The 18,793-nt window shown below is 73.9% G+C and carries 17 protein-coding genes and 1 riboswitch; of the genes, 8 read left to right on the plus strand and 9 right to left on the minus strand.

Features of this window, described 5'->3' with window-relative positions:
* Positions 1 to 127 precede the first annotated feature (127 nt).
* Both purH and purN read right to left on the minus strand, forming a co-directional pair.
* Complete coding sequence (gene purH, locus MHY49_RS08970; protein WP_239203666.1) at positions 128 to 1,843, minus strand: bifunctional phosphoribosylaminoimidazolecarboxamide formyltransferase/IMP cyclohydrolase; 1,716 nt, start codon at positions 1,841 to 1,843, stop codon at positions 128 to 130.
* Positions 1,844 to 1,916: 73 nt separating this feature from the next.
* Positions 1,917 to 1,995: riboswitch (ZMP/ZTP riboswitch) on the minus strand.
* Positions 1,996 to 2,028: 33 nt separating this feature from the next.
* Positions 2,029 to 2,607, minus strand: coding sequence for a phosphoribosylglycinamide formyltransferase (gene purN / locus MHY49_RS08975; protein WP_239203667.1), 579 nt, complete (start codon positions 2,605 to 2,607; stop codon positions 2,029 to 2,031).
* Positions 2,608 to 2,789: 182 nt separating this feature from the next.
* Here purN and MHY49_RS08980 point away from each other — a divergent pair, with 182 nt between their 5' ends.
* A complete protein-coding gene (locus MHY49_RS08980) occupies positions 2,790 to 3,206 on the plus strand; it encodes a hypothetical protein (protein WP_200501894.1) in 417 nt (138 codons plus the stop codon).
* On the opposite strand, the gene MHY49_RS08985 is transcribed toward MHY49_RS08980, so the two are convergent.
* The gene (locus tag MHY49_RS08985; RefSeq protein ID WP_239203668.1) at positions 3,175 to 4,629 is read right to left on the minus strand and encodes a DUF6350 family protein; all 1,455 of its coding nucleotides are present in this window, start codon (positions 4,627 to 4,629) and stop codon (positions 3,175 to 3,177) included. The genes MHY49_RS08980 and MHY49_RS08985 overlap by 32 nt on opposite strands.
* A gap of 121 nt (positions 4,630 to 4,750) precedes the next feature.
* On the opposite strand from MHY49_RS08985, the gene MHY49_RS08990 reads away from it, so the two are divergent.
* Positions 4,751 to 6,121, plus strand: a complete 1,371-nt coding sequence (locus MHY49_RS08990) for an isochorismate synthase MenF (protein ID WP_239203669.1) — start codon at positions 4,751 to 4,753, stop codon at positions 6,119 to 6,121.
* Positions 6,122 to 6,202: 81 nt separating this feature from the next.
* Here MHY49_RS08990 and MHY49_RS08995 read toward each other — a convergent pair whose 3' ends face one another.
* The 5 genes from MHY49_RS08995 to MHY49_RS09015 all read right to left on the minus strand — a co-directional run bounded on the left by MHY49_RS08995 (position 6,203) and on the right by MHY49_RS09015 (position 12,796).
* A complete protein-coding gene (locus MHY49_RS08995; protein WP_239203670.1) occupies positions 6,203 to 7,798 on the minus strand; it encodes a S1C family serine protease in 1,596 nt (531 codons plus the stop codon).
* An 87-nt stretch (positions 7,799 to 7,885) separates the two neighbouring features.
* A complete protein-coding gene (gene menD / locus MHY49_RS09000) occupies positions 7,886 to 9,697 on the minus strand; it encodes a 2-succinyl-5-enolpyruvyl-6-hydroxy-3-cyclohexene-1-carboxylic-acid synthase (RefSeq protein WP_239203671.1) in 1,812 nt (603 codons plus the stop codon).
* A 62-nt stretch (positions 9,698 to 9,759) separates the two neighbouring features.
* Positions 9,760 to 10,737: an o-succinylbenzoate synthase gene (locus tag MHY49_RS09005; protein WP_239203672.1), complete on the minus strand. Its 978-nt coding sequence runs from the start codon at positions 10,735 to 10,737 to the stop codon at positions 9,760 to 9,762.
* Between the two features lie 5 nt (positions 10,738 to 10,742).
* Entirely contained in the window at positions 10,743 to 11,228 is a 486-nt protein-coding gene (locus tag MHY49_RS09010) for a glutathione peroxidase (protein WP_239203673.1), read from the minus strand.
* Between the two features lie 50 nt (positions 11,229 to 11,278).
* Positions 11,279 to 12,796: an amino acid permease gene (locus tag MHY49_RS09015; protein ID WP_239203674.1), complete on the minus strand. Its 1,518-nt coding sequence runs from the start codon at positions 12,794 to 12,796 to the stop codon at positions 11,279 to 11,281.
* Between the two features lie 104 nt (positions 12,797 to 12,900).
* Between MHY49_RS09015 and MHY49_RS09020 the strand changes: the two genes are divergently transcribed.
* The 4 genes from MHY49_RS09020 (at position 12,901) to MHY49_RS09035 (ending at position 16,992) form a co-directional block, all read left to right on the plus strand.
* Positions 12,901 to 13,518, plus strand: coding sequence for a GNAT family N-acetyltransferase (locus MHY49_RS09020; protein WP_239203675.1), 618 nt, complete (start codon positions 12,901 to 12,903; stop codon positions 13,516 to 13,518).
* A gap of 89 nt (positions 13,519 to 13,607) precedes the next feature.
* On the plus strand, positions 13,608 to 14,576 hold the full coding sequence (locus MHY49_RS09025) for a 1,4-dihydroxy-2-naphthoyl-CoA synthase (protein ID WP_239203676.1): 969 nt from the start codon (positions 13,608 to 13,610) through the stop codon (positions 14,574 to 14,576).
* A 5-nt stretch (positions 14,577 to 14,581) separates the two neighbouring features.
* Positions 14,582 to 15,934 carry an AMP-binding protein gene (locus tag MHY49_RS09030; RefSeq protein ID WP_239203677.1) on the plus strand — a complete coding sequence of 451 codons (1,353 nt, stop codon included), beginning with the start codon at positions 14,582 to 14,584 and terminating at the stop codon, positions 15,932 to 15,934.
* 176 nt (positions 15,935 to 16,110) lie between these two features.
* Positions 16,111 to 16,992, plus strand: coding sequence for a 1,4-dihydroxy-2-naphthoate polyprenyltransferase (locus MHY49_RS09035; protein WP_239203678.1), 882 nt, complete (start codon positions 16,111 to 16,113; stop codon positions 16,990 to 16,992).
* Positions 16,993 to 17,032: 40 nt separating this feature from the next.
* Here the strand turns inward: MHY49_RS09035 and MHY49_RS09040 are convergent, their stop codons facing one another.
* Positions 17,033 to 17,311, minus strand: coding sequence for a DUF4229 domain-containing protein (locus MHY49_RS09040; protein WP_200501905.1), 279 nt, complete (start codon positions 17,309 to 17,311; stop codon positions 17,033 to 17,035).
* Positions 17,312 to 17,437: 126 nt separating this feature from the next.
* On the opposite strand from MHY49_RS09040, the gene MHY49_RS09045 reads away from it, so the two are divergent.
* Together MHY49_RS09045 and MHY49_RS09050 are read left to right on the plus strand one after the other, a co-directional pair.
* Positions 17,438 to 18,169: a GTP pyrophosphokinase family protein gene (locus MHY49_RS09045; protein ID WP_239203679.1), complete on the plus strand. Its 732-nt coding sequence runs from the start codon at positions 17,438 to 17,440 to the stop codon at positions 18,167 to 18,169.
* A gap of 53 nt (positions 18,170 to 18,222) precedes the next feature.
* Positions 18,223 to 18,720, plus strand: a complete 498-nt coding sequence (locus MHY49_RS09050; protein ID WP_228357641.1) for a PLD nuclease N-terminal domain-containing protein — start codon at positions 18,223 to 18,225, stop codon at positions 18,718 to 18,720.
* The last annotated feature ends 73 nt before the right edge of the window (positions 18,721 to 18,793 follow it).

Below are 18,793 nucleotides of genomic sequence, written 5' to 3' on the forward strand. Positions count from 1 at the left end.
GGTGCGGGGGGACGGTCGCGGGCGGGCTGAGGGTGAGGAGCCGTGGCGATATCGCCACGGCTCCTCACCCTCGGCCCGTCCAGGGCACGGGCACACATGTCACCGCCCGAGGGCGGCGGCGTGCGGGTCAGTGGGCGAAGTGGCGGGTCCCCGTGAGGTAGAGGGTCACTCCCGCCGCGCGGCAGGCCTCGATGACCTCCTCGTCGCGGATGGAGCCGCCGGGCTGCACGATCGCGCTCACGCCCGCGTCGATGAGGATCTGGGCGCCGTCGGCGAAGGGGAAGAAGGCGTCGGACGCGGCGACCGCTCCGCGGGCCCGCTCGGGCGCCTGCTCGCCCTCGGAGTGCTCGCCCAGGGTGTTGGCGCGCTGCACGGCCAGACGGCAGGAGTCCAGGCGGTTGACCTGGCCCATGCCGATGCCGACGGCCGCGAGGTCCTTGGCCAGCAGGATCGCGTTGGACTTCACCGCCCGCACCGAGCGCCAGGCGAAGACGAGGTCGGCGAGGGTGCTCTCGTCGGCCGCCTCCCCTGCGGCGAGGGTCCAGGTGGCGGCCTCGTCGCCCTCGGCCTGGTAGGCGTCGGACTCCTGGATCAGGGAGCCGCCCCAGATCTGGCGGATCTCGACGCCGCCGCGGGGACGGTCGGCGATCCGCAGGATCCGCAGGTTCTTCTTCGTGCGCAGCAGCTCGAGGGCCTCGTCCTCGTAGGCGGGGGCCAGGATCACCTCGGTGAACACGGGCTTGACCTGCGTGGCCATCGCGAGGGTCACGGGGCGGTTGGTCGCGATCACGCCGCCGTAGGCGGAGAGCGGGTCGGTGCCGTGCGCGCGTGCGTGCGCGGCGGCCAGGTCCTCGTCCTCGGTCGCGACGGCGATGCCGCAGGGGTTGTTGTGCTTCATGACGACCACGCACGGCTGGTCGTGGTCGAAGGCGGCGCGGGTGGCGGCATCGGCGTCCACGTAGTTGTTGAAGCTCATGGCCTTGCCGCCGAGCTGCTCGGCGCCGGCCAGGCCGGGGTTCTCGTCGTCGATGACGGCGACGCGGGCGCGCTGGTGCGGGTTCTCGCCGTAGCGCAGGGTGCGCAGACCGGCCTCGGCTGCCTCCTCGTCATCCATCTCCAGGAGATAGGCCGGGGAGTCGGCGTCGTCGTCGGCGTCGGCGTCCGGGGAGTCGGAGACTCCCCCGTCGGCCCCGCGGAGGGTCCCGGCGCCGAGCGCGGAGGCGGTGCCCTCGGCGTCGGTCCCGTCGAGCTGGCCGAGCATCCAGTCGCTGATCGCGGTGTCGTACTCGCTGGTGCGGCCGAAGGCGATGGTCGCGAGCTCCTGGCGCTCGTCGAGGGTGAAGCCGCCCCGCGTGGCCGCATGGCCGGCGCGCGCGTAGTCCTCGGGATCGACCACGACCGCGACGGAGGCGAAGTTCTTCGCCGCGCCGCGCACCATCGACGGCCCGCCGATGTCGATCTTCTCGATGATCTCGTCGAAGGTGCCGCCCGCGGCGACGGTCTCCTCGAAGGGATAGAGGTTCACGACGACGAGGTCGAAGGGCTGGATCCCCTGGTCCTCGAGCTGGGCGCGATGGTCCTCGAGCCGCAGGTCGGCGAGGATGCCGCCATGGATGCGCGGGTGGAGGGTCTTCACGCGACCGTCGAGCATCTCGGGGCTGCCGGTGACCTCGGCGACGTCGGTGACGGCGAAGCCCGCCTCGCGGATCGTGCTGGCGGTGGAGCCGGTCGAGACGATCTCGACGTCGGCCTCGGAGAGGGCACGGGCCAGGTCCGTCAGGCCCGTCTTGTCGAAGACGGAGACCAGGGCGCGGCGGATGGGACGGCGGTCGGTGGAGCTCACGGAGCGTTCTCCTCGCGGATCGGTGCGGTGCGGTCGATGCGGCGGCTGCGCGGACGCGGTCGCCGCCTTCACATGCGGGCACCCAGGCGGTCGATGCCCACGATCGTCACTCCCCGGTGGTCCGCCCACCTGCGCCAGTCGTGTGGGTCCAGTGTATCCGGGGCAGGCGGGAGGTCCGGAAGGGGTCAGGGGGCGAGCGTGCGCGAGAGGTCGCGCACCACGTCGACGAGCATCTCGCGCTCGACGACCTTGATGCGCTCGTGGAGGCTCTCCTCGGTGTCGTCCGGCCGGACGTCCACGGCGCGCTGGGCGAGGATCCGCCCGGTGTCCACGCCCGGGTCGACCTCGATGACGCTGGCCCCGCTCACCTTCACCCCGTAGGCGAGGGCGTCGCGCACGCCGTGGGCCCCGGGGAAGGACGGCAGCAGGGCGGGATGGGTGTTGATGATGCGCCCGGGCCGGGCGTCGAGCAGCGGCGGGCCGATGAGCTTCATGAAGCCGGCGAGCACCACGAGCTCCGGCGAGAGGGCGGCGACCTCGCGGGCCAGGGCCGCGTCCCAGGCAGCGCGATCCGGGTGGTCGCCCAGTCGGACGACGCCCGTCGGCACCCCCGCGCTCTGCGCATGCGCGAGGCCGGAGGCGGCGCGGTCGGCGATCACGCCGACGATCTCGTAGGGGCACTCCTGCTCGTGCTGCGCCGCGAGGAGCGCGGCGAGGTTGCTGCCGGTGCCGGAGATGAGGACGACGATGCGTGCTGGAGCCACGGGGCAACCCTACGGGGAGCGCGCCGGGACGAGGACGGGCGTCCGGGTGGCGTGCGCGGGATCGCGCGCGAGGGGCGATGCGCGAGGGGCGATGCGCGAGGAGCGGTACGCGCGGGGACGGCGACCGAGGCGCGCGGCACGGGACGTGCGGGGCCGGCTCGCGCAGCGGGCACAATGGTCGGGTGAGCAGTCCCGAGCCCGAGCCCTCCGCCCCGTCCGAGTCGACCCTGCGCTATCGCCGGATCCTCACTCGGCTGCTCGTGTCCCTGCTGGCCTCGTGGGTGCTGATGATGCTGCCGCTGCCGTGGTCGCTGCTCGCCGGTGTCGCGGGGATCGTCACGGCCGTGCTGCTGGTGCGGCTCGTGATCGCCGCCTGGAGGGACCGCCGGCCGGCGATGGCCGTGATCTCCGCGCTGGTGGGCGTCCCCGCGGTGTTCATGATCGTGCTCGGCTCGGTGACCGGCGCGATCTTCTACGGTCCGATGTCCGAGCTCGAGCAGTGCCGGGACGAGGCGCTCACCCAGCAGGCGCAGGACGCGTGCCGGGACGAGGTGCAGAGCTCGGTGCTCAGCTGGATGGAGGGTCTGACGGGGTCCTGACCGAGGCGTCGTCGTCCTGGTCGCGGGCGGGCTCGTCCTCGGAGCGATCCGTGCTCCCGTTCTCGCGGGACTCGGCCGCCTCGACGCGGCCGCGCAGCCCCGCCCACTGGGCGCGCGCCCAGGGCAGGGCGGGCGTGAGGCAGACGGCGGCGACGGCGGCGGTGGGCAGCACCACGATCCCCAGCAACGGCAGCAGCAGGGAGCCGATCCGGGGTCCCAGGGCCTCCAGCGAGCCGTCGCCGATGCCGCCGGTGGCGAGTCCCGCGACGAGCAGCACGAGCAGCAGCAGGGCGACCGCGTAGGCGACGAGGGCGATGACGCGCTCGCGCAGAGCCGACTCCGAGGAGTCGGCGTCGGCCCCCTCCCCCACCAGGTCCCGGCACAGGCGGATCGCGCCGAGCGCGATCGCGACCACGGGCAGCACGATCAGCAGGCGCGTCCACCAGGGCCCGGTGCCCGGGTCCGGCACGATGCCCAGCAGCGGGAGGGCGGGCATCACGGTGGTCTCGGCGCCCGCCAGGCTGATCACGCTGCCCGCCCCGAGCGTGACCGAGCCGCCGAGGATGACCACGAGCACCCACACGGCGATCAGCGGGAACAGGGCGAGCTGCAGCAGCAGGAGCACCACGGATCCCCAGAAGCCCGCGTGCAGGGACTCGTGCAGCGATGCCACGGCGCCGAAGCGGATCGCGATCATCGCCGTGCAGACGAGCGCCGCGGAGGCGGCGAGGCCCGCGAGCGCGAGGAGCACCGCCCGGGCGACGGAGCCGTAGGGGGCGGGGAGCAGGGAGAGGATGCGCACCTCCGGCACGCCTCCGCCGCCGCGTCGGCGCAGGGCGAGCAGCGCTCCGGCGAGGCCGCCCACCACGGAGACCAGGGCGCCGGAGACCACCGCGGAGGGCACCACCGCGTGCACGAGCGTGCTGCGGGCGATCGCGGCGAGCACGCCGAGCCCGGCGGTGTAGACGACCACGAGGGCGCCCAGGCACATGCCGCCGTCGCGCAGGGCCCGAGCCCGCAGGGCGCCGTCGGCCGAGATGGGGCGGAGGCGGCGCACGGCGCGCCGGGCCGCGAGGGCGACCACCACGAGCAGCACGATCGTAAGCCCGAAGGGCATCACGGCGATCGAGCCGGTGACCGAGCCCGCCTGCAGCAGCAGGCTGCCGCCGTGCCCCAGGACGAGCGCGTCCAGGGCCAGCAGGATCGCGCCGAGCACTCCCAGCGATCCGTGGGAGGAGGAGAGCTGGGCGATGAGCGCGGGGACCACGGTGATCGCGAGGCCCGTGCCGAGGGCGCTGAGGGCCGCGAGCGCCCCGGCGAGCACCGGGGAGTCCAGCCGCACGTCGCCGCGGTCCGCGCGGCCCCGATCCGCGCGGGCGCCGTCCTCGCGCGTCCTGCCGCCGCCTCCGCCGTTGCCTGCCACGTGCACCTCTGTCCTGGTCCGGTCCCGGTCGGGTCGTCCCGTCCTCCGCGGGCGCGCTCCACTGTGACCCGCAGAGCGCGGCAAGTCCAGCGCGCAGGGTCCGTGTCGCATAATCGTGCTGATGCCCACCTCAGACCCCGTCCCCGATCCGTCCTCCGTCTCCGCGGACCCCGCGCCCGGTGCACCGAGCGCGCATGCCGCGCCCGCCCCCGCACCCGCCCTGCGCGTGCGCACCCTGCGCCTCGAGGACGAGATCGACCTGCCCGCGCACCTGCCGCGCGACCTCACCGCCGCCTGGCTGCGCCACGGCCAGGGCATGGTGGGCGTCGGCACCGCCTGGACCTGCACCACGAGCGGGCCCGATCGCTTCGAGGAGGCCTCGGCGCGCTTCCGCGAGCTCGCCGCGGCCGCCCGCATCGACGACGAGGTCGGCACGCGCGGCAGCGGGCTCATCGCCTTCGGCAGCTTCTCCTACGCCGCGACCTCCCCGCGCCCCTCCACGCTGCTGGTGCCGCGCGCGATCCTCGGCGTGCTCGACAACGATCCGTTCCTCACCCTCGTCGACGTGCTCGACGAGCAGGAGGACGCGTCGGACGCGATGGACCGGGTGCCCGCCGCCCCGGCGGACTGGCGGGACCTGTTCCCCTCGACCCCGCGCGCCGAGCGCACGCACGTACAGATCGACCCCGACCACACGCCCGACGAGTACCAGGAGCTGGTGCGCCGGGCGCTCGGGATGATCGAGGAGGGCCGCGCGCAGAAGATCGTGCTCTCGGAGTCCTCGACCGTGCACCTCGAGCAGGCGCAGCCGGTGGCGACGCTGCTGGGACGCCTCGCCGAGTCCTACCCGACCACCTGGGTCTACCACCTGGCCGACGTCATCGGCGCGACCCCGGAGATGCTGGCCGACACCGAGCACGGGCGCCTGTTCAGCCGCGTCCTCGCCGGCAGCCGCCCTGTCGCCGAGGGTTCGGAGCTCGCCGAGCAGGACCGTCGGGCCTTCCGCAGCGACGCCAAGGAACTGGCGGAGCACGCCTTCGCGATCGACTCGGTGACCTCGCGCCTGGCGGACCTCACCACCGAGATCACGGCCTCCGCCGAGCCGTTCGTGCTGCGACTCCCCGGCCTCGAGCATCTGGCCTCGGACGTCGCGGGCGAGCTGCGCGAGGGCGTCACGAGCCTGGACGTGGCGGGCCGGCTGCACCCGTCGGCCGCCGTGAGCGGCACGCCGCGGGAGGCGGCCGACGCCGCGATCGCCGAGCTCGAGGTCCGCGACCGCGGCGGCTACGCCTCCCCCGTGGGGTGGATGGACGCCGAGGGCGACGGCCAGTGGGCGATCGCTCTGCGCATGGCCCACCTGGAGACGCCCACGCGGGTGCGCGTGCAGTCCGGCGGCGGGCTCGTCGCGGGATCCGACCCCGTGCTCGAGCACGCCGAGGCGCTCGCGAAGTCCCGGCCCGTCCTGCGCGCCATCGGCCGCCCCGAGGGCTGAGAGCCCGCGGGCCCCGCGTCGACTCCGGCCTGGTCGCTCGCCTCGGCACCGGGCCGGTCAGCCGCGTGGCCGGCCAGTCGGTCAGCCGGCCTCGGTGAGGGTCACATCCTTGGTGATCTCCTTCTGGCCCCGCACGATCGTGAGCTTGTGGGAGGAGCCGACCTCGAGGCCGCGCACCATGCCGGTCAGCGCGGCCGCGCCGTTCACGGGCACGCCGTCGACCTGGGTGATGAGATCGCCCTCCTTGAGCCCGGCGTCGGAGGCCCCCGAGCCGCGCTCGATCGAGCGCACGAGCGCCCCGCGGTAGCTCGCGCCGGAGACGTCCTGGCTGCTGTCCTGCGCGGTGACGCCCAGCAGCGCGTGCTTCGCGCTCCCGCTCTCGATGAGCTGGTCGACGATGAGGGTGACGGTGTCCGAGGGGATCGCGAATCCCAGACCGATGCTCCCGGACTGCGAGGAGGAGGACTCCCCCTCCTGCGAGAAGGTCGCGATCGAGGAGTTGATGCCGACGACCGCGCCGCTCGCGTCCACCAGCGGGCCGCCCGAGTTGCCGGGGTTGATCGCGGCATCGGTCTGCAGGGCCGACGAGTAGGTGGAGTCGGATCCGTCGACGGCCTCGCCCTGCGTGGTCACGGGACGGTGCACGGCCGAGATGATGCCCGTGGTCACCGTGTTCTCGAGACCCAGCGGGGTGCCCACGGCCATCACGTCCTCGCCGACCTGGACGTCGTCGGAGTCGCCGAAGGAGGCCGGGGTGAGGTCGTCCGGCGGGTCCTCGAGCTTGATCGCGGCGAGGTCGGTGGTCGCGTCGGTGCCGATCACCCGGGCGCTGTACGTGCGGCCATCGGTGAGGGAGACCTCGACCTTCTGGGCGCCGGAGACCACGTGGTTGTTCGTGATGATCGTGCCGTCCTCGCGGTAGATCACGCCGGTCCCCTCGGCCTGGCCCGAGGCCGTGCTCACGGAGATCGCGACCGTGCTCGGCGAGACCTTCTCCGAGACGCTCTCCCAGTTCGGGGTGTCGCCGTCCTGGGCGACGGGGCTCGCGTCGGCCGTCTTCGTGCTGCTCGAGGAGCTCGACGACGCGGCGGAGCGCGACCCCTGGCCGTCGACCTGGTCGTAGGCGATGACGCCGCCGAGGGTGAGTCCGCTGCTGAGCAGCATGCCGGCCATCACCAGGCCCGCGACGCCCACCCAGCCCGGACCGCGGCGCCGGGCCGCGGGGGCGGAGACCGGGATCGCCGGGGCAGAGCCCTGGATGGCGGGATCCGGGCCCTGCGCGGCCTGGGTGCCGGGAGGCGTCGCCGCGCCGGACGCACCGGTCGCGGCCGCACCCCAGCTCGGGGAGGCCGATGGGCTGCGCATGTCCTGGGGGCCCTGCGCGTTCTGCGGGCCCTGCGGCTCGCTCCATCCGTAGGAGGCGGAGGCCGTCGGGGACGCTGCGCCGTAGGGGTCGTCATGCTGCGACGGGGCGCCGTACGGATCGCCGCCCTGCGGCGGGGCGCCGTGCTCGTCGGCCCCGAGGCCGTCGAGGCGCTGGGTCTCGTCGACCCGCCCGAGCTGCTCGGTGGGATCGGCGGAGACCGGGTGCTCGGTGGTGTGGTCGGACGGGCGGCGGTCGGCGGACCCGTCCGGGGCCCCGGTGCCCTGGGGGACGTTCGATTCCTCGGATGACATGCCAGTCATTGCATCCCCTCGTGCCTTGAAGTCCTTGCGATCGAGCTGTGCGCTGGCTGTGTCGTGCATCCCCCGGCGGGGTCGGGATCAGGGGCCGACGACGATCATCCGGAGCCCGCCGGTCGGCCGTTCGAGGCCCCTGACCAGGGCATCGAGGGCCTGCGGGCCCTCGTAGCGCACCGCGTCGACGCCGAGCGCGCGGGCCGCGGCGGCGATGTCGGCGCCGTGCGGGGTCGTGAAGAAGCGCTCGAGGAGCCCGGGATGCGCGCGCCGGTGCTCGAGCCCGGAGAAGATGCGGCCGCCGGAGTCGTCGACCACGATCACGTCCAGCGCGGGGCGGCGCTCGAGGGGGCCGACGATCAGGCCCGTGAGGTCGTGCAGCGCCGTCACGTCGCCCACGAGCAGACGCACGCGTCCGGTGGGAGCGTGCTCGGCGGCGGTGTGCTCGTCGGGAGCGTCCTCGGCGGGAGCGTGCTCGGCGGCGAGCGCGTACCCGCCGGCGGTCGAGGCCATCCCGTCGATCCCGGCCAGGCCGCGGCCGGCCAGCACCGTCCCGCGCGCTGCCGGGGCGAGCTGCTCGAGATCCCTCACCAGGGACGAGGAGCCCAGCACGAGGGTGTCCTCCTCCCCCGTCGCCTCCCAGACGGCGAGCGCCGCGCGCTGCTGCCACGTCGGCTCGGACGCCTCCACGAGCAGTGCGCCCTCGCGTCGCCAGTCCTCGAGCCGCGCAGCGGTGTCCGCGCGGTCGTCCGCGTCCCCGAGGGCGAGGGCGGGCACCACGAGGGACGCGGTGCGGGAGGCGTCGGCCCAGGAGGGGGTCGGGTCCACGATGATCGTCTCGACGTCGGCCGCGCCCAGCAGCGCACCGACCACGGGACGCGAGAGCGTCGGGTGGCCGTAGACGATCGCCTGCGAGGGCCGCAGGGGGTGGTCGGGGTCGGCCATGACCTGCGCGAGCAGCTGCGGGTAGCCCGTGACCATGCTGGGCCCGCCGCGGGATCCGGAGCTCGGCTCGGCGAGCAGAGGCAGCCGGTGGGCCTCGGCGAAGGCGCGGGCCGCGGGACCCGCGCCGTCCCCGGCGACGACCACGGCACGCGGATCGGGCGGGAGAGCGACCGGCGTGGGCTCACGCGGCGGGATCCGACGGGTGACGACCAGGCGATCGCCATGCTCGGGCCCCGGCACCGACGCAGACTCCGGCTCCCGGTCCGACTCCGAAACCGACACCGACCCTGTCGAGGCGGGCCCGTCGACGGTCCCGGCGCCGGGCACGAGCGGGTCGCGCAGGCACAGGTTCACGTGGACGGGGCCGGGGTGGGGTCCGGTCGCGGCGGCGAAGGCCCGCGCGAGGGTGCTCACGGCGGTGCGCAGCTCGACCTCGGTCGCACCGTCCCGCGAGGGCGCCGGGAGGTCGGTCGCGAAGCGCACCGCGTCCCCGTAGATGCCGACCTGATGGGTGGCCTGGTTCGCGCCCACGTCGCGCAGCTCGATGGGGCGGTCCGCGGTGAGCACGATCAGCGGGGTGCGGGAGTGGTGGGCCTCGAGGACGGCGGCGTGCAGGTGCGCCGTGGCGGTGCCCGAGGTGGTCACGACGACGCCCGGCGATCCCGGGTCGCGCCGGGAGATGCCGAGGGCCGTGAACGCGGCGGCGCGCTCGTCGATCCGCACGTGCGCCTCGAGACGGCCCGCGATCTCGGGGTCCTCGAGCGCGTAGACGAGCGGTGCCGAGCGCGAGCCCGGGCTGATCGCGATGTGCCGCACGCCGAGCGCGACCAGGGTGCGCCAGATCGCGACGGCCTCCTCGACCGCACCGGAGCCCAGGGGCGAGGGCACGGGGATGGTCATCGGCTCCGGATCCGCCCCGAGAGGGCGGCCGGCGGGCGCGGGGTGCTCGGTCATGGTCCCAGGCTAGTGATCCGACGCCCGCGCCGATCCCTGCTCAAGCGCGTTCGCGCCGGGGGTCACAGCAGCTGTGCGCACGCCTCGAGGCGCTGCTCCCAGCGGGCGGTGAGCTCGCGCGGCGCGCAGTGGGCCTCGAGCAGCTCGGGCTCGGGCAGCGGGCGCCGCACCGGGATCATTCCCCCGTCGGCGCGCAGCGGTGCGGCGACGAGGTCGCCGGTGAGCAGGACCGCCGTCGCGAGTCCGCAGGCATGGGTGAGCTCGGGCAGGGCCGCGGCGAAGGCGAGGCCCGCGCTCAGGCCGACGCTCGACTCCAGCGCGCTCGAGACGACCACGGGGAGGTCCGCCTCGGCGGCGAGCTCGAGGCAGCGGGCCGCGCCCCCGAGGGGCTGCACCTTCATCACGAGCACGTCCGCCGCGCCCGCGCGGGCCACGCGCAGAGGGTCCTCGGCGCGCCGCACGAGCTCGTCGGCCGCGATCGGCACGTCGACCGCGCGGCGCACGGCCGCGAGGTCCTCGAGCGAGGCGACGGGCTGCTCGACGTATTCGAGGCCGCCCGCCGCGCGGTCCAGCTGCGGGATCGCGGCGATCGCCTCGTCGCGGTCCCAGCGGGCGTTCGCGTCCACGCGGATGCGGGCGTCCGGCCCCAGGGCATCGCGCACGGCCTCCAGGCGCTCGAGGTCCTCGGACAGGGTGGAGGCGACGTCCGCGACCTTGACCTTCGCGGTGCGGGCGCCGCCCACGGTCGCCAGCCGGTGCGCGAGCGCGGGCGGGACGACGGGGATCGTCGCGTTCACCTCGATGCTCTCGCGCAGGGGCGCGGGGCGCGGGGCGGTCGCGTCGGCGAGCGCGCAGCGCAGCCAGGCGGCCGATTCGGCCGGGTCGTAGTCCCAGAACGGGGAGAACTCGGCCCAGCCCTCGGGCCCCCGAAGCACCACGCCGTCGCGCACGGTGATCCCGCGGAAGCGGGTGGTCATGGGGATCGACCAGCAGCGGGCGTCCTCGATGCCCCGCTCGCGCAGCGCGGCGGGGATGCGCATGCCCCTCACGCCGCGGCCAGCACGGCGTCGATGGGACCTCGCAGGTCGGCGGGCTCGACGCTCGGGTGGAAGCGGCCGATGACGGCGCCGTCGGGCCCGACGAGGAACTTGGCGAAGTTCCACTCGATGTCCGCTCCGTCTTCGCCGGAGCGCTCCGAGCGCAGCCACTGGTAGAGCGGGTCGGCGTCCTCGCCGTTGACGTCGATCTTCGCGAGGATCGGGAAGTCGACGCCGTAGGCGGTGCGGCAGAAGGTGACGGCGTCCTCGTCGCTCCCGGGCATCTGGCCGGCAAACTGGTTGCAGGGGAAGCCGAGGATCACCAGTCCCCTCTCCCGGTACTGCTCCTGCAGCTCCTGGAGGCCGTCGAGCTGCGGGGTGAGCCCGCACTTCGAGGCGACGTTCACCACCAGGACGGTCCGGCCCGCGTACTGCGAGAGGTCGGTGGAGGCGCCCTCGGCGGTGCGGACGGTGAAGTCGTGAAGCGTGGTCATGGCGGCTCCTTGCGGGACGGGTGGGTGCGGCGACGCCGCGCCCGTCCAGGCTAGCCCCGCTGGACGGGCTCGGTCCGCCAGAGGGCCGCCTCGTCCCTCTCGCGGACGACCCGCGCGCGGAACTCCTCGCGCTGGGCGCCGTGGGCGGCATCACGCCGGATCAGCACGTACCCGATCGCGACGATCACGAACCAGACCGGCGTCGCGAGGAGACCCGCGAGGGTGTCGGACGCGCCCGTGAACGCCCAGAGCAGGAAGGCGAAGAACGCCATCACGACGAAGGACATCACGGTGCCCAGCGGCATGCGGAAGCGGCTCGCGGCGTGGTCCTGCGGGCGCCGACGGCGGTACGCCAGGTAGCTCAGCAGGATCATCGTCCACACGAACATGAAGCACAGCGAGGAGACGGTGGTGACCACGGAGAACGCGGTCGACTCCCCCAGCCCGAAGACGAGGAGCACCACCGAGGCCAGCAGCATCACGCCCGTGAGGAACAGGGCGTTCTGCGGGACGTGGCGGCGCGAGACGCGCGCGAACAGGCGCGGCGCGTCGTTCTGGGTGGCGAGGCCGAACACCATCCGGGAGGTCGAGTAGATCCCGGAGTTCGCCGAGGACATGGCCGAGGTCAGGACCACGAGGTTCACGATGGCGGCGGCCGCAGGCAGACCGGCGGTCGCGAAGACCTGGATGAACGGGGAGTCGTCGGCGCTGTACACCGTCCACGGCATCACCGACATGAGGATCACGAGGGCGCCCACGTAGAACAGCAGGATGCGGACGGGGATCGAGCGCACCGCGCGCGGCAGGTTCTTCTCCGGGTCGCGGGTCTCGGCGGCCGTGGTGCCCACCAGCTCGATGCCGACGAAGGCGAAGGTGGCGATCTGGAAGGCGGCGACGAAGCCGGTGAAGCCGCGCGGGAAGAAGCCGCCGTCGGCCCACAGGTGGGTGAAGCTCGAGGGGCCGGCCGAGGTCTCGAAGCCCGTGAGCACGAGCACGAGTCCCAGGACGATGAGGGCGAGGATCGCGACGATCTTGACCATGGCGAACCAGAACTCGGCCTCGCCGAAGGCGCGGACCGTCGGCAGATTCAGGCCGATGAGCAGGGCGATCACCACGATCGCGAGGACGGGCGTGGCCCAGCTCGGGAGCATGGGGACCAGGTCGCGCAGATAGACCGAGGCGATCACGATGACGTCGGCCACCGCGGTCACGACCCAGCAGAACCAGTAGGTCCAGCCCGTGAAGAACGCCGCCCAGGGGCCGAGCAGGTCACCGGTGAAATCGGCGAAGTTCCGGTACTCGCGGCGCGAGAGCAGGATCTCGCCCATCGCGCGCATCACGAAGTAGAGCATGAAGCCGATGACCACGTAGACGAGCAGCACGGAGGGGCCTGCCACCGAGATGGTCTTGCCCGAGCCCATGAAGAGGCCCGTGCCGATGGCGCCGCCGATCGCGATCAGCTGGATATGGCGGTTGCCGAGGGAGCGCTCGAGGCGGGGGGCGTCGGGGGCGCCCGGGTCCGCCGAGCCGGTCGACGTCGTCGTCGTGGGGGTCGTGGAGTCATTCACCCGCGGGACCTTACCCATCGGCGGGCGGATCCGTGCGGCGACGCGCGGACGGGATGGCCCGGCCGACGGGTCGCTCGGCAGCGGGGGCGTCGTAGCCTGCTCGCATGGCCCATCACCCCACGTCGTCCGCCGTCGAGCGCCCGCTCCCCGCACCGTCGGGCCCGCGCCTCCGCCCGGTGCGAGCGGACGACGCCGACGCGATCCTCGAGGCCTTCACGTCCTCCCCCGACATGTCCCGCCAGGGCGACGTGCACGACGCCGCGTCGGCCGAGGAGTACTGCACCTGGCTGCGCGGGGCGGACCGGCACGCCTTCGCGATCGTGGACGACGAGCCGGATGCCGTGCAGGGCGCGCACGGCCGCATGGTCGGCCTGGTCGCCGTGAGCGTCGACGAGGGCAATCGCAACGGCTGGTTCTTCTACTGGCTGCATCCCGCGCATCGCGGCCGCGGCCTCGCCTCGCGGGCGGCGGCCGCACTCGCCGAGCGCGCGCTGCGGCCCGTCGACCGGGGCGGCTGGGGGCTCGAGCGCCTCGAGCTCGGACACCGCATCGACAATCCCGCCTCAGGCTCCGTCGCCCGCGCCGCCGGCTTCCTGCACGAGGGCACGGAGCGCGAGAAGTTCCTCATCGGCGGCGAGCGCGTGGACGTCCTCGCCTACGGCCGGCTCGTGACCGATCCCGCCCCGACCACCCCGCATCTGCCCTGGGCCGACCACGCCTGAGAACCCCGTCCGATCCTCGTCGCTCCCCGTCGGCCGGATCACTCGTGAGCGGGCCGAGCCCCGCGCGCGCCGGGGATACCCTGGCGAGCATGCCCCGCTTCGAGCTGCCCCGCGACGTCTCCGACGCCTTCGATCCCGAGCGCTGGCGGGACATCGGCCCTGATGAGCTGGACGGTCCCGCACTCACGGACGTGACCTACCACCGCGCCGTGGACCGCTCCGACCCCGAGGCGCCGAAGGACCTGCCGTGCGTGCGGATCGCCTTCGACCGGCCCGAGGTGCGCAACGCCTTCCGGCCGCACACGGTCGACGAGCTCTACCGGGCGCTCGACCATGCGCGGCTGGACACCGGGGTCGGCGTCATCCTCCTCACCGGGAACGGTCCCTCCCCCAAGGACGGCGGCTTCGCGTTCTGCTCGGGCGGGGACCAGCGCATCCGCGGGCGCTCCGGGTACCAGTACGCGGGCGGCGAGACCGCCGAAACCGTCACCCCCGGGCAGGGAGGCCGCCTGCACATCCTCGAGGTCCAGCGCCTGATCCGCACCATGGGCAAGGTCGTGATCGCCGTGGTCAACGGCTGGGCCGCCGGCGGCGGGCATTCCCTGCACGTGGTCGCCGACCTCTCGATCGCCTCACGGGAGCATGCGCGCTTCATGCAGACCGACGCGAACGTGGGCTCCTTCGACGGCGGCTACGGCTCCGCGTACCTCGCCAAGCAGGTGGGCCAGAAGCGGGCCCGCGAGATCTTCTTCCTCGCCGAGGAGTACTCGGCCCAGGACGCCTACGACTGGGGCGCGGTGAACCGGGTCGTCGACCACGCCGATCTCGAGGACGCGGCGCTCGCGATGGCCGCGACGATCGCCACGAAGTCCCCGCAGGCGGTGCGCATGCTCAAGTTCGCCTTCAACCTGGCCGACGACGGCCTCATCGGCCAGCAGGTCTTCGCGGGCGAGGCGACGCGCCTGGCGTACATGACGGACGAGGCGGTCGAGGGCCGCGACGCCTTCCTCGAGCACCGCGCCCCCGACTGGTCGTCCTTCCCCCACCCGCAGGGCTGAGCACCGTGGTCGAGCACCCTCCGGCAACGTCCGCTCCCTGGATCCGTCCCGCCGCCTTCGACGGCTCCGCGGCCTCGCTGGCCGAGCACGTCCGCGCGATCGGCGAGGTCATGGCAGGTCGCGGGCGGCTGTGGCTGGGCCCGTTCGACCCGCCGCCGGCGATGCCCGCCGGTTTCGAGGACACCGTGCTGGTGGTCCCGACCTCCGGCTCGACGGGCCGCGCGAAGGCCGTCGCCCATCCCCTGCGCTCGCTGCGCGCCTCGCAGGATGCGACCGCGCGGCTCTTCGCGGACGGCGACGGCGCCCGGGACACGGATGCCGACCGCACCGCGCACGCGGGCCACGGGCACTGGCTGCCGCTGCTGCCGCCCACCCACATCGCCGGCATCCAGGTCATCGCCCGTGCCCACCGCACGGCCCAGGTGCTGGGACTCGAGCGCGTCCCGCTCCCGGATCCCCTGCCGGATCTCTCGGCCCACTTCGACGCCGCCCGTTTCGTCGCCCTCGCCGAGCAGGCCCTCGCGGAGGCCGCGGAGGCGAGCCTCCCCGCCTTCACCTCGCTCGTGCCCACCCAGCTCACCCGGCTGCTCGGTGAGGCGTCGGGGGACGGCGCCAGAGCCCGGACCCTGCTCTCGCGCTTCTCCGCGGTGCTCGTGGGCGGTGCGGCCACGCCGCCCGACCTGCTGGCGCGCGCGAAGGGGGCGCGCATCGCCGTGCGCACCACGTACGGGTCCTCCGAGACCGCGGGCGGCTGCGTCTACGACGGCGTGCCGCTCCCCGGCGTGCAGCTCGAGCTCGTGGAGACGGTGGACGGCGCGGAACGGGACACAAAGGAGGGCGTTGAGGAGGGCCGCCTGCGGCTGCGCTCCCCCACCCTCGCCCACGGCTACGTGCTCGCGGACGGCACCGCGGCGACCGAGGACTTCCCCGTCGTCGGCCCCGACGGCGAGCGCGCCTTCGTCACCAGCGACCTCGCCCGGATCGACGACGGGCGACTGCGGATCCTGGGCCGCGCGGACGACGTCATCACCACCGGCGGCCTCAAGGTCGTCCCGCAGGACGTGGAGCGCGCGATCGACCGCTCCCTCATGCTGCGCGGGCTCCTCGCCGAGTGGGTCGTCGTGGGCGTGCCGGACCCCGAGTGGGGTCGGCGCGTCGAAGCGCTCGTCGTCCCCGCCGACGATGCCCCGACCGAGGCGGAGGACCTGCCCGCCCTCGTGCGCTCGGCGCTGCGCACCACGGGGGTCCCCTCCCATGCCGTGCCGCGGCACGTGCATGTCGTCGAGGCGCTGCCGCGCCTCGGGATCGGGAAGATCGACCGGGCCGCGGCGGCCCGCATCGCCTCGGCGCACGGCTGAGACCGCCCGGCGGCCCGGGGTCCAGCGGGTGGTCGCGTGAACGCATCGGCGCATGGGCACGTGGGCGCGACCCACGCCACCCCGGGGCGCATGCCGGGCGCGGCCTCATCGGACGTATCCTTGATGGGGCCGTGAACTGCGGTCCTGCCACCGCAGACCACGCCTCGAGGAGCATCATGGCCACGTTCTCCCAGTGGGTCGAGGCCGCTCGCCCCCGCACCTTTCCCGCCGCGATCTCCCCGGTCGCCGCCGGCACCGGGGCGGCGCTCTGGGACGCCGGATTCGACGCCGCCGTGGTCATCCCGCGGGCCCTGCTCGCCCTCGGCGTGGCCCTCTGCCTGCAGATCGGCGTGAACTACGCCAACGACTACTCGGACGGCGTGCGGGGCACGGACGACGACCGCGTGGGTCCGTTCCGGCTCACCGGCTCGCGATCAGCGGCCCCCGGCACCGTGAAGCGCGCGGCGTTCCTCGCGCTCGGGCTCGGGGGTCTGCTCGGACTCGTCCTCATCGCGATCGCCGGCATCTGGTGGACCGTGATCGTGGGAGCCGCCGCCATCGCCGCGGCCTGGTTCTACACCGGCGGGAAGCGACCCTACGGCTACCTGGGTCTGGGCGAGCTGTTCGTGTTCATCTTCTTCGGGCTGGTCGCCGTGGGCGGCACCGCCTACGCGATCACGCTCCGCGTGAGCTGGGTGGCGATCCTCGCCGCCTGCGCGATCGGCCTGCTGGCCGTGGTCATCATGCTCACCAACAACCTGCGGGACCTGCCCACCGACGCCGTCGCCGGCAAGCACACCCTCGCGGTGCGGCTCGGCGACCGGGGCACGCGCATGCTGCTGACGGCATGCCTCGTCGTCCCGTTCGTGCTGATGGTGCCGGTCATGGTGATCCACCCGCCGGTGCTCGTGGTGCTGCTCGCCGCCGTCCTCGCGGTCGGCCCGCTGCGCACGGTGCTCGCCGGAACCCAGGGGCGCGCTCTGATCCCGGTGCTGGCCCGGGCCGGCCGGCTCGAGCTCGTCTTCGCGCTGCTGCTCCTCGTGGGCCTCGCGGTCTGACCCGTCACCGGGCCGCCCCCGGAGCGTCCCCGCTCAGCGCTCAGCGCTCGTCGTCATCCTCGTCGAGCAGCGCGTCCTCCTCGTCGGCGTCCTCGTCGCGGACGGGGCCGCGGCGCTCGCGGCGGCGCTCGTCCGCCGACTGCAGCCTCCCCGCGAGCCGCTCGCGCGGGGCGCGCAGGAAGAGCACCGAGACCAGGAACGCGATCAGCACGGCGATGATCCCGGCGAGGTAGAACCCCACGCCGATCTGCACCATCAGCCACCAGGCCGCGGCCAGCACCACCAGCCGGATCACCGTATAGAGCAGGACGTCTCGCATGGGTGCCAGGGTAATGCGCCCGCCTGGACGGACCGTGCGGGCCGAGGCGCGGAACACAGGGCGCGTCAGGATTCCGTGCCGGGACCTCGCACCGAACCTCCAGAGACCGGTGGGAGGATCCGGCGCATGAGTGCTGAGCGAGCGTCCGACGCCGTCCCCTCGTTCTCCGGGCACGGGATCGACCCCCGGGCGCTGGACTTCCTGCGCCGCCTGGCCGGGCCCGACGCCGAGCATGCGGACGCCGAGACCATGCTGCGCCGCATGCAGCAGCGCATGCGGGGCTTCCTCATGGAGTACAAGTTCGGCCTCGACGAGATCTCCACGAAGGTCGGCATCCTGCGCGAGCAGTTCGACGCCCAGCACGACCACTCCCCGATCGAGCACGTGAAGACCCGTCTGAAGTCCGCCGAGTCGCTCACCCAGAAGATCGTCGCCCGCGGCGTCCCGGCTGACCTCGACGCGATCCGCGCCCAGATCTTCGACATCGCCGGCCTGCGGATCACCTGCCCGTACGTGGCCGACGTGTACCTCGTGAGCGACGCGATCCGCCGCCAGGAGGACCTCGAGGTCCTGCAGGTCAAGGACTACATCGCCGACCCCAAGCCCAACGGCTACCGCTCCCTGCACCTGATCGTCCAGGTGCCTGTGTTCCTCGCCGACCGCACCGTCGAGATCCCCGTGGAGATCCAGCTGCGCACCATCGCGATGGACTTCTGGGCGAGCACCGAGCACTCCCTGCGCTACAAGTTCGACGGCGACGTCCCCGAGGTGCACTCCCGGCGCATGTCGCAGATCGCCGAGACCACACGGGAGCTCGACGAGCAGATGGCGGAGCTGAGGCGGGTCCTGGCGTCCTGAGTCCCAGAAGGGCGCCCGGCCCGCCGGCCCGCGAGGTTCCGTAGACTCGGGGGATGTTGAAGGGTGTCCTCGCCATCGCCTCGATCGGGCTGACGATCTTCGCTCTCGCCGACTGCATCCAGTGCGAGAACGCGCAGCTGCGTGGTCTGCCGAAGTGGGCCTGGATCGTGCTCATCGTGCTGCTGCCCTGGGTGGGGCCGCTCACCTGGCTGCTGGTCGGTAAGGACCGCGAGAGCGGCGCCCCGAGCGCCTTCGATCCGCTGCGCGGAGGCCCCTCCCGGGACGGAGAGGACGGACCCGCGGGATCGGCGGGGTCGTGGGGCTCCCGAAGCGGTCGGGGTGCGCGCGGGTCCCGGCCCCTGGCACCCGACGAGGACCCCGAGTTCCTGCGCAAGCTCGACGAGGACATCCGGCGCGAGCGCCGAGAGCGCGAGCGCCGCGGCGGGAGCGACGGCGGTGACGGCACCGGGAGCGGCGGCGAGGACGACGACCGGGGGCGCGGCGACGGCACCGGTCCGGCCACCCCGACCACGGACGACGGGCGCGGCTGACCCCGAAGGGGCCGGACAGCCGCCCGCGCGGCACGCAGACATGAGGCCGGCGCACCGGGAATCAGGGTTCTCG

The organism is Brachybacterium sp. ACRRE, assembly GCF_022346485.1.
GTDB lineage: Bacteria > Actinomycetota > Actinomycetes > Actinomycetales > Dermabacteraceae > Brachybacterium > Brachybacterium halotolerans.